12 protein-coding genes and 1 riboswitch are annotated in these 13323 nt (G+C 72.4%); of the genes, 3 read left to right on the forward strand and 9 right to left on the reverse strand.

The genetic code is table 11. The features are described 5' to 3' along the window. Both N4G70_RS22350 and N4G70_RS22355 read right to left on the reverse strand, forming a co-directional pair. A partial coding sequence (locus N4G70_RS22350; protein ID WP_261714471.1) for a DEAD/DEAH box helicase occupies positions 1-738 on the reverse strand: 738 nt, incomplete at its 3' end. Between the two features lie 358 nt (positions 739-1096). Next, a complete protein-coding gene (locus N4G70_RS22355) occupies positions 1097-1300 on the reverse strand; it encodes a cold-shock protein (protein ID WP_120722582.1) in 204 nt (67 codons plus the stop codon). A gap of 352 nt (positions 1301-1652) precedes the next feature. Here N4G70_RS22355 and N4G70_RS22360 point away from each other — a divergent pair, with 352 nt between their 5' ends. After that, complete coding sequence (locus N4G70_RS22360; RefSeq protein WP_261714472.1) at positions 1653-4814, forward strand: BTAD domain-containing putative transcriptional regulator; 3162 nt, start codon at positions 1653-1655, stop codon at positions 4812-4814. Here the strand turns inward: N4G70_RS22360 and N4G70_RS22365 are convergent. The 4 genes from N4G70_RS22365 to N4G70_RS22380 all read right to left on the reverse strand — a co-directional run bounded on the left by N4G70_RS22365 (position 4792) and on the right by N4G70_RS22380 (position 7802). Beyond that, complete coding sequence (locus tag N4G70_RS22365; protein WP_261714473.1) at positions 4792-5586, reverse strand: ABC transporter permease; 795 nt, start codon at positions 5584-5586, stop codon at positions 4792-4794. The two genes, N4G70_RS22360 and N4G70_RS22365, sit on opposite strands and share 23 nt — an antisense overlap. Then, entirely contained in the window at positions 5583-6554 is a 972-nt protein-coding gene (locus tag N4G70_RS22370) for an ABC transporter ATP-binding protein (protein WP_261714474.1), read from the reverse strand. The genes N4G70_RS22365 and N4G70_RS22370 overlap by 4 nt, the downstream gene beginning before the upstream one ends. Before the next feature lie 290 nt (positions 6555-6844). Continuing rightward, the gene (locus N4G70_RS22375; protein ID WP_261714475.1) at positions 6845-7564 is read right to left on the reverse strand and encodes a CbtA family protein; all 720 of its coding nucleotides are present in this window, start codon (positions 7562-7564) and stop codon (positions 6845-6847) included. A gap of 16 nt (positions 7565-7580) precedes the next feature. Continuing rightward, positions 7581-7802, reverse strand: coding sequence for a CbtB-domain containing protein (locus N4G70_RS22380; protein ID WP_261714476.1), 222 nt, complete (start codon positions 7800-7802; stop codon positions 7581-7583). A gap of 61 nt (positions 7803-7863) precedes the next feature. After that, a riboswitch (cobalamin riboswitch) is annotated at positions 7864-7956 on the reverse strand. Positions 7957-8087: 131 nt separating this feature from the next. Here N4G70_RS22380 and N4G70_RS22385 point away from each other — a divergent pair. Next, entirely contained in the window at positions 8088-8657 is a 570-nt protein-coding gene (locus N4G70_RS22385; protein ID WP_261714477.1) for a histidine phosphatase family protein, read from the forward strand. A 203-nt stretch (positions 8658-8860) separates the two neighbouring features. Here the strand turns inward: N4G70_RS22385 and N4G70_RS22390 are convergent, their stop codons facing one another. After that, positions 8861-9277 carry a molybdopterin-binding protein gene (locus N4G70_RS22390; protein WP_261714478.1) on the reverse strand — a complete coding sequence of 139 codons (417 nt, stop codon included), beginning with the start codon at positions 9275-9277 and terminating at the stop codon, positions 8861-8863. Between the two features lie 125 nt (positions 9278-9402). After that, complete coding sequence (locus N4G70_RS22395; protein ID WP_261714479.1) at positions 9403-10275, reverse strand: hypothetical protein; 873 nt, start codon at positions 10273-10275, stop codon at positions 9403-9405. A 38-nt stretch (positions 10276-10313) separates the two neighbouring features. Here N4G70_RS22395 and N4G70_RS22400 point away from each other — a divergent pair, with 38 nt between their 5' ends. Further along, on the forward strand, positions 10314-12167 hold the full coding sequence (locus tag N4G70_RS22400) for a toll/interleukin-1 receptor domain-containing protein (RefSeq protein WP_261714480.1): 1854 nt from the start codon (positions 10314-10316) through the stop codon (positions 12165-12167). 568 nt (positions 12168-12735) lie between these two features. Here the strand turns inward: N4G70_RS22400 and N4G70_RS22405 are convergent. Next, positions 12736-13314, reverse strand: coding sequence for a hypothetical protein (locus N4G70_RS22405; protein WP_261714481.1), 579 nt, complete (start codon positions 13312-13314; stop codon positions 12736-12738). Positions 13315-13323: the final 9 nt, after the last annotated feature.

Raw genomic sequence — 13323 nt, forward strand, 5'->3', positions numbered from 1 at the left:
GCCTCCGGGGCGTACCTGGTCCAGAAGCTCGGTGACCTGCGGCATGAAGCCCATGTCGGCCATCTGGTCGGCCTCGTCCAGAACGGTGATCTCCACCTGGTCCAGACGGCAGTCACGACGCTCGATCAGGTCCTTGAGCCGGCCCGGGGTCGCCACCACGACCTCGGCTCCGGAGCGCAGTGCACCGGCCTGCCGCCCGATCGACATGCCACCGACCACGGTCGCCATCCGCAGCCGCAGCGCACGGGCGTACGGAGTCAGCGCATCGGTGACCTGCTGCGCCAGCTCACGCGTCGGCACCAGGACCAGGGCGAGGGGCTGACGGGGCTCGGCGCGCCGGCCCGCGGTGCGGGTCAGCATCGCCAGGCCGAAGGCGAGGGTCTTGCCGGAGCCGGTACGGCCACGGCCCAGAACGTCGCGGCCCGCCAGCGAGTTCGGCAGCGTGGCGCCCTGGATCGGGAAGGGGACGCTCAGGCCCTGCTGGCCGAGCTCGGCCAACAGGCCGGGAGCAAGGGCCAGTTCGGCGAACGTCTCGACGGCGGGCAGCGCGGGGGTGGTCGTCACTGGCAGCGCGAACTCGCCCTGCGGGGCGGACGACCGGCGGCCGTAGCCACCCGAGCGGCCCGAGGAGCCGGAGCCACCGAAGCGGCTGCCGCCACGGGGGGCGCCGGAGCCGCCGGAGGACGAGCCCCCGGTGCGGGTGCGGGAAAAACGGTCGTTCGTACGAGTGCGGTTCATGCGGAACCTTCCTTGATGCGGCGCGTATCAAGGAATTCCCGGAAGAACATGTACTGCGGGGAATCGCAAGAACGAGCCGGACGGATGCGAAAACGCATCGTGCCGAATTCAGAATTCGGGGAGCGTCGCCGGAATGAGATGCTGAGAGAAAAATCCCGGGCGGCCGCCGTGTGCGGCCCGTGCCCTGTGGTGCGTGCCGGCCCGACCGGCGGGGCACGTCTGGAATCCGGGATGGTGCGAGGGTGTGTCGCCGCCGGTGGAGTGCTCACGGCGGACCGGGCGCGAAGCGCCCGAAAACGAGACCAGCTGGGGCCCGCACCCCAAGGTGCGGGCCCCAGCTGCGAAGTGCGTGACAGCGTCAGGCCGGAACGATGTTCTCGGCGGTCGGGCCCTTCTGGCCCTGCGCGATGTCGAAGTTGACCTTCTGGCCTTCCTGAAGCTCACGGAAGCCCTGGGCGGCGATGTTCGAGTAGTGGGCGAACACGTCCGGACCGCCACCGTCCTGCTCGATGAAGCCGAAGCCCTTTTCAGCGTTGAACCACTTCACGGTACCAGCAGACATATTGATCTCCTTCGGGGCATTGCCCGGGAGCCCGCACCGTGCGAACTCCACGTCACTGTGATGATTGCCCCGATGGGAACCACAACTGCAACTGATAACGACAGTAGCACGGCGCAATCGCCGGAGCACGGTCAATAATTCCGTCTCCGCCAGTCGCGGGAGAATTTCTTACGGGGGCGTCATCGCGATTTCTCCGGCGGCGGTGACAGATATTCTGGGCATGAAAAGGGGGGCGCGGGGCGGCCCGGGAGCGGTGTCCGGGGACGGGTTGCGAGGTCAGAGGGGGTCGGATCGCGAGGTCGGAGGCCGACGCGGGGGGTGCAGGGGGGCGTGCGCTGACTACTCTGCACGGGTGACCACCGAGTTGACCTTGCTTACGCGCGTCGCCTATCGCGGCCAGGAGGTGACCGCGCCCCGGCTGCGCGGACTCCTCGCGCTGCTCGCCGAGGACCTGCGGGCCGGATGCAGCGCCGGGCGGCTCGTGGAGGGGCTGTGGGACGACGAGCTGCCCGAACGCCCCGGCAAGGCCGTGCAGGTGCTGGTGTCGCGGGTGCGCTCGCAGCTCGGCCCCGAGGTGATCGCCAGCACCCCGTCCGGCTACCGCATCGCCCTCGCCGAGGACCAGGTCGACAGCTCCGCGCTGTTGCTGCGCGCGGCGGCCGGCGAGGCGCATGCCCGGGCCGGCGAGCACGGCGAGGCGCTGGCCGAGGCGGAGGCCGGGCTCGCCCTGTGGGACGGCGTCGTAGGGGATGGTGACGGCGAGGATCTGCGCGACCCGGTCGCCGCGCTGCGCCGGGCGCGGGCCGGCGCCCACCGTTCGCTGGCCCGCACCCGCGCGCTCGCGCTCGCGCGCCTGGGCCGCAAGGCCGACGCGGTGCGGCCGCTGGCCCAGCTGGCGCGTGAACTGCCGCGCGACGAAGAGGTGTTGGCGGAGCTGCTGCGCTGCGAGGCCGCCACGGCCGGCCCCGCCGCCGCCCTCACCCGCTACGGCCTCTACCGGCGCGCCCTGCGCGAGGAGCTCGGCGCCGACCCGGGCTCCGAACTGACCGCCCTGCACCAGGAGTTGCTGCGCGGCGAGGCCCCGCTGGTGCGGCACGGCGTGCTGCACGAGCCGAATCCGTTGCTCGGCCGGGACGACGACCTCGCGGCCATCGCCGGGCTGCTGCACACGGCGCGGGTCGTCACCGTCGTCGGCCCCGGCGGGCTCGGCAAGACCCGGCTCGCCCACGCGGTGGGCCGCGCCGCCGAGCAGCGGGTGGTGCACTTCGTGCCGCTGGCCGGTGTCACCTCCGACGACGACGTGGCCACCGAGGTCGCCTCGGTGCTCGGCTCCAGCGCGGCGCGGGGCCTGCCAGGACCCGCCGGGATCGTCGCGGGCATCGTCGGCGCGCTCGGCCCGGGCCCCGCGCTGCTGGTGCTCGACAACTGCGAACACGTCATCCGGGGCGCGGCCGAACTGGTGCGGGCGCTGGTGGCGGGCTCCAAGGAGCTGCGGGTGCTCGCCACCAGCCGGGCGCCGCTCGGGCTGACCTCCGAGTCGGTGTACGCGCTGGGCGAGCTCGGCCTCGTATCCACCGTGGAACTGTTCCGGCAGCGGGCGCGGGCCGCGCGGCCGGACGCGGAGCTGCCCGAGCAGGCGGTTCTTGAGCTGTGCCGCCAGCTCGACGGGCTGCCGCTCGCGGTCGAGCTGGCTGCGGCACGGGTGCGGGTGTTGTCGGTGCCCGAGATCGCCCGGCGGCTGCGGGACCGCTTCGCGCTGCTGCGCGGCGGCGGACGGGACGTACCCGAGCGCCACCGCACGCTGCGGGCGGTCGTGGAGTGGAGCTGGAACCTGCTCGAACCCGAGGCGCGGGCGGCGCTGCGGGTCCTTTCGGTGTTCCCCGGCGGGTTCACCGAGGAAGCGGCCGAGCATGTGCTCGAAGGTGAGGACGCCCTGTTCCTCCTGGAGCAGCTCGCCGACCAGTCGCTGATCAAGGCGGCCGACACCAACTCCGGGGTGCGCTTCCACATGCTGGAGACGGTGCGGGAGTTCAGCGCCGCCCGCCGCGCGGAGGCCGCCGAGGAGGACGCCGTCACCGTACGGTTCCTCGCCTGGGCGCGGGACTTCGGCCGGGCCCACCACGACGCGCTGTTCAGCGCCGATTCGCTCCGGTCGTGGGAGCTGGCCCGCAGGGAGCAGGACAACCTGGTGCTCGCGCTGCGGTACGCGCTGGCCCGCGACGACGGGCCCACCCTCGCGGGTCTGACCGCGGTGCTCGCCTCGCTGTGGGCCACCGACTCCAACTACAGCCGCCTCTCGGGCCTGGCCGCCGACACCGCGGGGCCGCTCTCGCACTTCCACCCGGGCCCCGACGACATCGAGACCGCCCGCAGCGCGGCCGTGGTGTGCACGCTGAGCCTGCTCATGGGCTACGGACCGCACGCCGTACGCCAGTTGGTGACCCTGCGCCGACTGCCGGCCGCCGAGCCGGACACCCTGCTGCGCGCCCTGGACACGGTGCTGCGCGTCCTGCCCGAGGTGCGGCCGCCGCACTACACCAGGCTGCGGGAGCTGTGCGACGCCGAGAACGGGCTGCTCGCGGGTGTCGCCGAGTGCTTCGCCAGCTATGTGTGGGAGTTCGAGCGCGATGTGGACCGCGCCCTGGAATCGGCGCGCCGCAGCCTGGGCGCGCTGACCTCGCTGGGCAACCCGGCCACCGAGATGCTCGCCCATGGTCGCGTCAGCGAGCTGTGCCTCCAGACCGAGCGGGGCGAGGAGGCGTACCGGCATCTGCTGGCCGCTCTCGACGTCCTGGAGCGGACCGGCGACTGGTCGGACGCGGCCGGCTGGTACGACTCGGCGGGGGTGCGCTGGGCGCTGGTCCTTGCCTGCCTTCAGCGCGGGGAGCTCGAAGAGGCCGACCGTTGGCTGGAGTTGGCGGGACTTGAGCAGCCACCGGAGTCGTCCCGGGTCTTCAGTCCGGAGCTCGGCTCGCGCGCCGAGATCGCGCTGCTGCGGGGGCTGACCGAAGTGGGGCTCGGCCTGTGGCGGCAGGCGGTGGCGCAACTGCGCGAGGCCGACGCGCTGTATCCCGACGACCCGTTCATGGCGACCTGGTCCCGGCAGATCCAGGCGGCCGCCGTCGCGGCCCACGCCCGGCACGGCCGCCTGGAGCCGGTGGCGGAGCTCGCGGCCGAACTGCGCGAGGTGGCACTGGAGTTGCTGACCCCGGCGGGCGAGGAGCACAGCCCCGCCGAGCTCCCGGTGTCCGGCACGGTGCTGCTGGCCGTCGGGATGGCCGAACTGGCGGGCGGGCGGTCCTCGGGTGTCCGGCTGCTTGCGATCGCCGAGCGGATGCGGGTGCACCGGGACTTCCCGACGATGTCCGCCGCCCGGGCCCGCGCGTTCGCCGAGGACGCCGACGGGGCGGCGTACGCCGACGCGGTGTCGGAGTACGCCGCCCTGGGGCGCGACGAGCTGGCGGTGGCCGCCGTGCGGGTGCTGCGCGGCATCAGCGCTGGGGGTCGCGGTTGAACCGGGCCTTCGACCAGAAGTAGCCGAGCACGGTCAGGCCCACGGCCCAGGCGATGGCGAGCCAGGCGTTGTTGCCGATCTCGGTGCCGAGCAGCAGCCCGCGCAGAGTCTCGATGGCCGGTGTGAACGGCTGGTACTGGGCGATCGGCTGGAACCAGCCCGGCATCGAGTGCAGCGGCACGAACGCGCTGGACAGCAGCGGCAGCAGCACCAGCGGCATCGCGTTGTTGCTGGCGGCCTCGACATTGGGGCTGACGAGGCCCATGCCGACGGCGATCCAGGTGAGCGAGAGGGCGAAGAGCACCAGCAGGCCGAAGGCCGCGAACCACTCCAGGACGGTGGCGTCGGTGGAGCGGAAGCCGATGGCCACGCCGATCGCGCCGACGACGACCACGCTGAGGATCGACTGGAGGACGCTGCCGATGACATGGCCGACGATCACCGAGCCGCGGTGGATCGCCATGGTGCGGAAGCGGGCGATGATGCCCTCGGTCATGTCGTTGGAGACGGAGATCGCGGTGCCGACGACCGTACTGCCGACGGTCATGAGCAGCAGTCCGGGCACGATGTAGGCGATGTACCTGGCCCGGTCCGGGCCGCCGCCGGCGATGCCCATGCTCATGGTGTCGCCGAAGATGTAGACGAAGAGCAGCAGCAGCATGACCGGCGTGAGCAGCAGGTTCAGGGTGAGCGAGGGGTAGCGCCGGGCGTGCAGCAGGTTGCGGCGCAGCATGGTCGAGGTGTCGCGGACGGCGAGGGACAGCGAGCTCATCGGACGTTCTCCTTCAGGGCGGTGGCGGCGGGGGCGGGGTTGCTGGTGAGGGCGAAGAACACGTCGTCGAGGTCCGGGGTGTGCACGGTCAGCTCGTCGGCCTCGATGGAGGCGGTGTCCAGCCAGTCGAGGATGGCGCGCAGTTCGCGCTGGCTTCCGCCGCTCGGGATCTGGAGCGACAGCGACTCGTCGTCGCGGGTCGCCTCGCGCAGGGTGACGGCCGCGCTCTCGTACGCCCGCGGCTCGTCGAAGCGGAGCCGGACGTGGCCGCCGGGCACGAGCCGCTTGAGCTCGCTCGCGGTGCCCTGGGCGACGAGCTTGCCGCCGTTCAACACCGCGATGCGGTCGGCGAGTTGGTCGGCCTCGTCGAGGTACTGGGTGGTGAGCAGGACGGTCACGCCGCCCGCCACCAGGCCCCGGATGATGTTCCACATGGTGTGCCGGCTGCGCGGGTCGAGGCCGGTGGTCGGCTCGTCGAGGAAGATGATCCGGGGATTGCCGACCAGCGTCATGGCGATGTCCAGGCGCCGCTTCATGCCGCCGGAGTAGGTGGAGGCGGGCTTCTTCGCGGCGTCGGTCAGGTCGAAGCGTTCCAGGAGTTCGGCGGCGACCCGGCGGCCCTCGCGGCGCGGCAGGTGGTGCAGGTCGGCCATGAGCAGCATGTTCTCCTCGCCGGTGATCAGCCCGTCGACGGCGGAGAACTGTCCGGTGACCCCGATCGCGGCCCGTACCGCCTGGGCGTCGGTGGCGAGGTCGTGACCGCCGACCCGCAGCTCGCCGGCGTCGGCGGAGATCAGGGTGGAGAGGATCTGCACGGCGGTGGTCTTCCCGGCGCCGTTCGGGCCGAGCAGCGCGAAGATGCTGCCGGCGGGGACGTGCAGGTCGATGCCGTCCAGGACCGTCTTGTCCCCGAAGGACTTGCGAAGCCCGGTGGCTTCGATCGCGAGGTGGTTCGTCGGTGTCTTCATGCCGTGGAGTGTGGGGGTGGGCGCATTCACCGCGGTTTCAGCGGGGTTTCAGTGGGCGGGGCCGCCTCTTGCGCGGTTCCTCGCGCCCCTGGGTAGCCCGTTTTCGTCTGCGGGGCGTGCGCGCTTCTTGCGGGGTTCCCCGCCCTCCTGGGAGACCCGTTTTCGTCTGCGGGCCGTGCGCGCTTTCTCGCGCAGTTCCCCGCGCCCCTGGGGGGTTGCGGTGGGCCTTGGCCGGGGTGTGGCGGCCCCTGGGGGGGTTGCGGTGGGCCCTGGCCGAGGGGGCGGCGCCCCTAGGGGGTTGCGGTGGGGGTGAGGGAGCGTTGGGCGAGGTGGCCGAAGAGCAGGCCGAAGACGGTCCACAGGGTCAGCTGGATGGCGAGGGCCGCGAGGCGGAACTGCCAGAGCAGGGTCGCCGAGAAGTCCCGGGGGACCTCGTTGACGGCCGGCAGGAAGGCGTACGCGGCCCCGACGGCCAGGACGAAGACGAGCCCGGCCAGCACCGTGGCGTGCCAGTTGCCCAGGCGGGGCGCGAGCCGCCGGCCGAGCAGTACGGCGGCGACGGCGAGCAGCACGCCCAGCGCCATCATCAGGAAGTACAGCAGGGTGCGTCTGCCGATGGTGTCCGGGTCGCCGATGGACGGCGGGTTGGCCGGGTACTTCAGGAACGGCACCAGGTAGACGGCGATCAGCGCGGCGGACGACAGGAGCAGGGCGGTCGACCGGGGGCCGAAGCGGCCGATCCGGCCGAGCGCGCAGCAGAAGGCGAGCGCCGCGATGCCGCCGAAGGCCACCCCGTAGACGAGCACCCCGGTGCCCAGGCCCGCCGTGGACTGCACGGTGCGGCTGACGACTTCCGCGCCGTGCTCATGGCTGTGGGCGTCCTCGAAGGCGATGGCCGCGTCCACCCGCGGTTCGCCCAGGAAGTACGCGACGGCGAGCGCGAGCAGCCCGGCGGCCAGGCCGGCGAGCATGCCGCGCACCAGCAGACCGCGTACGGTCGCGGAGTTCATGGCGGCCGGCCGCCGGTCAGTGGCAGGGGAAACCGAGGAGGTGGCGGCCGTCGTGCAGCCACTCGTGCACGGTGGAGCCGGACAGGAGCGAGGTGGCGCCCTGCTCGGCGCCGACGAAGTAGAGCAGGACCAGCATCAGGATGCCGAAGAAGACCGCCCAGGGGGCGATCGCGCCGATCGGCAGCTGTGCGGGTACGGCGGTGGGCGTGCTGGTCGGCTGGGCGACGGACTGCGCCATGGCAGGACCTCCTGGGGGAACTCGCGTCCCATTGTGGTGGTGCACACGACGACGGCTACGGGTCTGACTTGTCCGGCGTTCCCCGCTCCCCGGGGGAAGGCGGATGGTGCTCGGCATACAGTGGCGCGACCGTGCCGGATTCCCACCGGCTTCCGTCCTGCCGTCGTCATCGACGTCGAGAAGGTAGCGCGAAGTACGGATCCGGCCAAGGGCGCACGCAGGGGGCGGGGGCGCGCGGTGACGACCGTCAACTCCCTTGATCCGAGCATTAATTGAGGGAGTGTCATGACGTTTCGCCTGGTGATGGTCGCGCCCGCCTTCAGCCGGTCGCTGCGGGAGGCGCGCTTCGACGACGGCGCCCCGCTGGAGGCCGCCGGGCTCGCCGCGGCCCGCGCGGCGGCGCCGGGGCTGCCCGCCGCCGACCGGTACCTCGCGTCCCCGACGGCACGCTGCCGCGAGACCGCGGCGGCGCTCGGCGTGGACGCCCACGACGTCGCCGAGCTGGGCGCCCTGGACGTCGGCCGCTGGCGTGGCCGGACCCTGGCCGAGGTGAGCGCGGCCGAGTCGGAGTCGGTCGGCGCCTGGCTCGCCGACCCGGCGGCCGCACCGCACGGCGGCGAACCGGTACGGGAGTTGTGCGTCAGGGCGGCCGCCTGGCTGGCGCAGGCGACGGCGACCGGCGGGCGCACGCTCGCGGTCGTGGAGCCCGAGATCGTACGGGCTGTGGTGCTGCGGGCCCTGGACGCGCCGGAGTCGGCGTTCTGGCGCATCGACGTGCCCCCGCTGACGGCGACGGAGCTGAGCGGCCGCTCCGGCCGCTGGAACCTCCGTATGGGCCGACCGCTGGGCCCGTAGCGGAGGGGCGGACGGGCGGGGTGCACCCTGCGCTTCGGGTCCCTGCCTTCGGGTCCCTGCGCTTCGGACCCCTGCGCTATGGGTCCCTGCCTTCGGGTCCCTGCGCTTCGGACCCCTGCGCTATGGGTCCCTGCCTTCGGATCCCTGCGCTTCGGACCCCTGCGCTACGGATCCCCGCGCTACGGATCCCTCGGAGGAAGGGCTCAGACGGAGAGGGAGATCTCCGTCGACTTGATCAGTGCGACGACGGACGTGCCGGTCGTGAGCGACAGGTCCGTGACCGCGTCCTTGGTGATCGCGGCCGTCAGTTCGCCGCCCTCGACGTCCACCTTGACCGAGGCCATCGCGCCGCCGGTGGACACCTCGGCGACGGTCCCGGCGAGCTGGTTGCGGATGGACACGCCCCGGACCGGGCCAGTGGCCAGGGCGACCTCGGTCGACTTGATCAGCGTCCTGACCGCCGCCCCCTCCCGCAGGCCGAGCTCCTCGACGGCCTCCAGGGTGATCGCGGCGGTGATGTCCTGCCCGCCGTCGAGGCGGACCTTGACGGTCGCCATGACCGCGCCGGGGGTGATCGAGGTGACGGTGCCGGCGAGCTGGTTGCGGATGCTCAGGCTCATGAAGAAACGCCTCACGTGGATGGAGCCCCTGGGGCGGGCTCGGCCCGCACCATGCTTCCCGCCGATGGCCGTACGGCGGGCGCGCCCCGCATCGTGTCGCCGCGGCAATCGGGGCGCCCACCGGATCAGAGGGTGATCCACTCGCGCGCCGTGGCCCGCTCGTCCTGGGCCGCGTTCGCCTCGACCCGGCACCGGGTCCGACGAGCGGTGGGAAGCCACCGCCCCGCGCCGACCCGTCGCGCGTCAAGACGCGCATCCCCGCACCGACTCCGGCCCGCGCCCCTGCGCGACGCGGCACTACCCCTGGTCAGCGGGGGGGGGGTGCCCCCGGTGGAGGGTTCGCCGCCCCGGCGATCCCGGCGGTCCGGCGGTGTGGAGGGTGGCAGGGGCGCACGCGTGGCCGGGGGGAGCGGGGCGCGAGCAGGGGGCGGCAACGGGGGCCTGGGCACCGGGAGATCGATCAGGTCGCCCACCTCGGCCACCTGTTGCAGCGTCCGTGCCAGGGAGCGCAGGGCCTGACGCGTGACGTCCAGCTGGCGCCGCAACTCGTCCGCCTCGGGCCAGGCACGCTCGTAACTCACGGGATCCGTGCCCGCGGGCCGTACGGCCTCGTACGCCGCCAGCCGTGGATGCCACACCGTCAGGACCGGGCGCAGGACACGGTTCAGGGTCACCATCGCCAACACGCCGAAGGTGAGCCGGCCTTCCGGCACCGGCGGCGCGACGGCCGGGCCGTGTTTGTGCAGGATGCCCCGGGTGACGTCGTAGAGGGAGTACAGCGAGGTGAGTGCCTCGCGCAGCACACCCTCGTCCCGCTCCAGCGGAACGACCGCGATCCGGCTGGCGAGCTGGAAGTACAGCTCCCAGGCGGCGGTGCGCTCGGCGTCCGCGGGCTGCCACACGCCCGCGACCTCGCCGACGAACGGGATCGTCAGTTTCGCCGTGATCTGCGAGGGCCCCGTGCGCCCCCGGCGCGGCGTCTCTCCGGACTGCGTCATGATCGCCTCCCCGGTTTCCCACAGTAGGGTATGGCACCGTGTGGGACGTCTTCCTCAGCTACAGCCGCCAAGACGCGGACCACGTCCGTCGGCTCCACGAGGAGCTCATCGCCGTCGGCCTGAAGGTGTTCACGGACGAGTCCGCCGTCGCGGGGTTCGCCGGCATCAGCGACACCATTCGCGGCGCGCTCGCCGGTTCGCGCGTCCTGCTGGCCTACTACTCCGCCGGCTACGCCGAACGCCCCGCCTGCCAGTGGGAGTTGACCGCCGCGTTCCTCGCGGGGCTCGGCGAGGGCGATCCGCGCCGCCGTGTCCTGGTGGTCAACCCCGAGGCGGACACCGCGCACATCCACCCGGTGGAGCTGCGCGACACCCGGCACGGCGAACCGGAGACCCTCGTCCAGGACGTACTGGCCCATCTGCGGCGGGTGCCCGGGCCCATGCGTCTGGACGCGCCGCCCGCGCGGGTCCACGGTGAACTGCCGCCTGCAGTAGGCGAGTTCACGGGACGTTTGCCCGAACTGTGGCGTCTGCACAGTGCCCTGCACGTCCAGGAGGCCCCTCTCGTCACCGGTCGTACGTCGGCCGGGCCGGTGCAGCTGCGCGGCATGCCGGGGATCGGCAAGTCCCGGCTCGCGCGGGAGTACGCGGTGCGGTTCCAGGCCGCCTTCCCCGGTGGTGTGCACTGGGTACGCGCCGTCGCGCCGCGCCCGCCGCGCGCGCCCGAAGGGCCGTGCCTGTACGTCGTGGACGACGTGCCCCACGGCCTGTCACCGCGCGCCGTCCGGGAACTCACCGCCACGCATCCGCAGGTCCGCACCCTGCTCATCACGCGCAGCCGCGCCTACGGGGGCCACGGCGAGCACCTCGACCTGGAACCGCTCCCCGAGCCCGTGGCGGCCGCCCTCGCGGGGGCGCCCGAGATCGTGGACGCCGCCGATGGGCACCCCGGGGCGCTCGGGCTGCTCGGCCGCGCGGTCGCCGCCGGGCAGGCCCCCGCGGCCCTGGCGAGCCGGCTGTACGGGCCCGGCCGTTCGCTGCTCGACGTACTCGCCGGTGACGAACTCACCGCGGATCACGTGCGCGACGCCCTGACCGCGCCCCCGGAGGCCCAGGACGTACTGCGGTGCGCGCTCGCGCTGTCCCCGCTGCCGGTCGACGCCGAGACCGTGGCCGCCGTCCTCGCCGCGGCCGACCGGCTGCCGCGCGCCGTCGCCGTGCGGCGCGCGGGCGCCGGCCTCGCCGAGCTGACCGCCCGTGGCCTGCTCCCACCCGTCCCGCACCGCCTGCACCCCGTCACGGCGCACGCCTGGCTCCACCACGAGGGCGACGCGGCCCGCGCGGAGACGCTGCGCCGTACGGTCCTCTCCACCCTGGGTGCGACGGGGATTACGCTGGATCGTCCCGGACTTCCGGTACCCGGCGTACGGAGGGGCAGCATGCCGATGAGGGACAGCGAGGCGGAGCGGATGGCCGCCTTCGATCTCCAGGTCGAGCTGGTGAGCCGCATCGGCGTACAGCGGCTCCCCGCGGACAGCGGCAGCCTGCGCGAGGCGCTCACCTCCCTGAACAGCCTGTTCCCGTTCACCCGCGACACGCTGCGGCGCTACAGCATCGGCCTGGAGCCGGGCACGGCCCCCAGCGTCCAGTCGGTGGCGGACCACCTCCTCAACGAGGTCCTCCGCCCCTTCACCACACGCTGGCACCCCCTGCTCACCGCCTGGGAAGCCCACCGCCCGGCCCACGTCAGCCCCCTGGACCACGAACACGCCTGGCCCCACGCGAACGCCTTCCGCCGGGACCTCACCACCCTGCAGGACCCCCTCCGCACGGTGGCGGCGTCCTTGGCGGACATCTCGGGGGCGGAGTTCGGGATCTCGACGGGGGTCTGAGGGGGCGGAGGTGAGCCGCGTCCCTGCTCGCCGACGCCCGGCGAAGGTCGGGCGGGCGGGTTCCGAGGCGGTTGCGGTACCCATGGCACGCGGGCCGAGAGGGTCTGGACAACAAACCCTGGACAACAAACAAGGCCCCGGTCACCGACCAGGGCCTTCGTTGTGGAGCGAGTGACGGGAATCGAACCCGCGCTCTAAGCTTGGGAATCGCGTGGTCCTTGAGCTGCGAATGCCGTCCTGATCTGCGGAAACGTGGTCCATGGCGGCCGTCGGAGCGGTCATCTTGGCACCCCTGGTGCCCGCTGTTTACCGACCCGAATGGCATGTAGTGGCACGCGGGGTGCTCATGGTCTGCGGAGACGGTGACACGGGCTTTCCCTGCGCCTTCGGCGCCGGGGGCGAACCGTCTTCGATGTGGAGGTTCGCAGGTGCGATCTGCTCGGCGATGGGGCCTGCGCGGTGCGCGGCCGACGCTCGCGCATCGGTCACGCATGGGGGACCAACGAATCTATTGGCCTGGATGGCCAGGGGTCGCTCCGCGCCTAAAGTCGCAGGGCGAGGATAGGAATCAGCTCAACTCGGTTGCGGCGTCGGCAGGGGTGAGGATTAGCCTGGCACCTAGTTCCGCCAAGCGTGGCCGCTTGCTCTGCTTCAGGAAGTTCCTGTCGTTTGTAACGAAGACGTCCGCCCTCGCCATGATGTGGGTGTGCAGGACCAGGACGTCGAGTTGCTGGTTGCGCCACTTGCGCTCGGCGAGTTGTCGCGCCCCCTCGCTCAGATTATCGGGGACCGCGTCTAGGTAGTTGAAGGATGAGGTAGGGAACAGCACCTCATGCAGCCTGATGGCCTCCGCTTCGGCTTCGTCATGCGCGAGCACGCACCAGTCGAGGTAGGTGAGGTCACATACCGCCACGGGCGCGAGGATCTCCAACTCTCCAAGACCGAGTCCGTTGAGACGCCGCTGGAAGTGGGAGAAGTTGTCCAGAACAGTGCCGTCTCGCTGATTCTCGGCGGCCATGGTGGCGACCAGCCGCACCGTTGCCCTGCCGGCGCGCTGCTGTGCCACGAGCTCACGGACAGCTTCAGCCTCGGGGCGTTCCTCTTCGACCGCGATGAGACAGTTGGTGTCAAGCGTGAATGAAAGCACCGTGCCCCC

Source organism: Streptomyces sp. ASQP_92, assembly GCF_025399895.1.
GTDB lineage: Bacteria > Actinomycetota > Actinomycetes > Streptomycetales > Streptomycetaceae > Streptomyces.

Coding starts and splice junctions, on each gene's coding strand:
- N4G70_RS22365 (WP_261714473.1), bottom strand. CDS start 5,586: ATGAGCTCGCTGTCCCTCGCCGTCCGCGACACCTCGACCATGCTGCGC.
- N4G70_RS22385 (WP_261714477.1), top strand. CDS start 8,088: ATGACGTTTCGCCTGGTGATGGTCGCGCCCGCCTTCAGCCGGTCGCTG.
- N4G70_RS22375 (WP_261714475.1), bottom strand. CDS start 7,564: ATGAACTCCGCGACCGTACGCGGTCTGCTGGTGCGCGGCATGCTCGCC.
- N4G70_RS22370 (WP_261714474.1), bottom strand. CDS start 6,554: ATGAAGACACCGACGAACCACCTCGCGATCGAAGCCACCGGGCTTCGC.
- N4G70_RS22395 (WP_261714479.1), bottom strand. CDS start 10,275: ATGACGCAGTCCGGAGAGACGCCGCGCCGGGGGCGCACGGGGCCCTCG.
- N4G70_RS22390 (WP_261714478.1), bottom strand. CDS start 9,277: ATGAGCCTGAGCATCCGCAACCAGCTCGCCGGCACCGTCACCTCGATC.
- N4G70_RS22380 (WP_261714476.1), bottom strand. CDS start 7,802: ATGGCGCAGTCCGTCGCCCAGCCGACCAGCACGCCCACCGCCGTACCC.
- N4G70_RS22355 (WP_120722582.1), bottom strand. CDS start 1,300: ATGTCTGCTGGTACCGTGAAGTGGTTCAACGCTGAAAAGGGCTTCGGC.